This window comes from Mesorhizobium sp. M7A.F.Ca.MR.176.00.0.0 (assembly GCF_004023165.1).
In the GTDB taxonomy this organism is placed as follows: domain Bacteria; phylum Pseudomonadota; class Alphaproteobacteria; order Rhizobiales; family Rhizobiaceae; genus Mesorhizobium.
Genome location: NZ_RZTC01000317.1, coordinates 1 through 406, shown reverse-complemented (window position 1 = coordinate 406; position 406 = coordinate 1). Strand labels below are relative to the sequence as shown.

Here is a 406-nt window from a genome sequence, read left to right as displayed (position 1 = left end):
AAGTTGGTCGTCGGCGCACTCGTCGCGGCGGCGGCATTTGGCGCTTACCAGCTCAGCCAAGCGGGCGGGATCGAGGGTGTGGCGGCCCTAGTCTCGGCGCCGCGACAGGACTTGCTTTCGGCTTCGTTTCCGATTTGCGGCGATGGTCCCCGCGTGACCTGCGTGGTGGATGGCGACACGTTCTGGCATCAGGGTGTGAAGATCAGGATTGCCGATATCGACACGCCGGAGCTGAGCCCGCCCCGTTGCGAGGCAGAGCGGGTACAGGGCGAGACGGCCAAGCGCAGGTTGCGGGAATTGCTGAATGCAGGAAAGTTCTCATTGGTGGCCGGCTGGCGTGACGAGGATCGACATGGGCGAAAGCTGCGAACCGTGACCAGGAACGGGCGATCGATCGGCGAGACAT

Annotated in this window: 1 protein-coding gene; it reads left to right on the top strand. The window is 64.0% G+C overall.

All coding sequences use genetic code 11. The features are described 5' to 3' along the window. Nucleotides 1-69: 69 nt before the first annotated feature. A partial coding sequence (locus EOB59_RS35070; RefSeq protein WP_164895876.1) for a thermonuclease family protein occupies nt 70-406 on the top strand: 337 nt, incomplete at its 3' end.